This window comes from Candidatus Nitrosarchaeum limnium BG20 (assembly GCF_000241145.1).
Taxonomy (GTDB): Archaea; Thermoproteota; Nitrososphaeria; order Nitrososphaerales; family Nitrosopumilaceae; genus Nitrosarchaeum; species Nitrosarchaeum limnae.
Map to the genome: position 1 here is coordinate 1 of NZ_AHJG01000018.1, position 1,070 is coordinate 1,070.

The window sequence follows — 1,070 nt, forward strand, 5'->3', positions numbered from 1 at the left end:
CCAACATGTTCCTCTAAAAATTTTGGAGTACTTGAGATAATTAGAGAAAACAACAGTGAGACAAAATGGAAAATGCAATGTTATAATTGCAAAAAATTTTGGTATTCGTTTAATAATTCATAGTTGTGTTCAAATAATAAAAACAGATATTGCTCAATTAGCACTAGAATGATTTTCAATTGTTGTTTATATGATTAAAACATGTAATACACACATGATGAACGTAACCAATCCACAAATCATTGGAAAAATATGTTCCATTATAAGATCATGGTGCTTCTAAATTGTTAGTAAAATTAGCACATCAAGACGGATGTAAGAAAAGCATAGTCATTACTGATGATATTACAGGTGAAATTACATGTAGTAATTGCGGTGTTGTTTTAGCTGAAAAATATGGGAGACTAGACATGAAAATTCAGGATTTACAGATGATGGGTATTTGAATAGTAGGGTAGGTGGAAGAATTTCCTTAAAGATGGCAGATAGGGGTTTATCAACTATAATAGAATCACAAAACAAAGATTCTACAGGTAAATCAATTTCAAGACAAAATTGCATTTTGTTTATCGTTTACGTATGTGGGATAGAAATAGTAGATCCTCAACTTCAACAACTCAATCATTTCAAAAAGCATTTACATTACTTGATGGTTTGAGAGCAAAACTAGGACTACCTGAATCAGTTGTAGAACAAACAGCGTATTGGTTTAGAAAGATTTCTGCCAAAAAAATGTTAGCAGGAAGATCAACTGTAGTAATTCTTTGTGCTACAACTTACATTGTATGTAGACTTACAAATACGCCCAGAACAATTCACGATATTGCAGAAGCGGGAAATGTAAAAATAAAACATTTGCAAAGAATATACAGATTTTTAATAAAAGAATTAGATATTTATCCAATAGCGTATAAACCAGATGAGTTTGTAACCAGACTTGCCAGAGCTATTAACATATCTGAAAAAAACTCAGAGGTTAGCATTCAATATTCTTAATATTGCCGAAAAAAAAGGATTACAACTAGTAAGAATCCAATGTCGATGGCAGCTGCAGTTATACATTTGGCTTC

Annotated in this window: 2 protein-coding genes; both read left to right on the plus strand. The window is 31.3% G+C overall.

The window, feature by feature from the left end; translation table 11 throughout:
• Positions 1-284: 284 nt before the first annotated feature.
• Positions 285-446 (plus strand): transcription factor TFIIB cyclin-related protein, encoded by a 162-nt coding sequence (locus BG20_RS12915; RefSeq protein ID WP_010189702.1) that lies wholly within the window; start codon positions 285-287, stop codon positions 444-446.
• A gap of 133 nt (positions 447-579) precedes the next feature.
• Positions 580-996 (plus strand): transcription initiation factor IIB family protein, encoded by a 417-nt coding sequence (locus BG20_RS12920; protein WP_010189704.1) that lies wholly within the window; start codon positions 580-582, stop codon positions 994-996.
• The last annotated feature ends 74 nt before the right edge of the window (positions 997-1,070 follow it).

Excerpts from the sequence above, each read along its gene's own strand:
- BG20_RS12920 (WP_010189704.1), top strand. The coding sequence starts at position 580 with ATGTGGGATAGAAATAGTAGATCCTCAACTTCAACAACTCAATCATTT.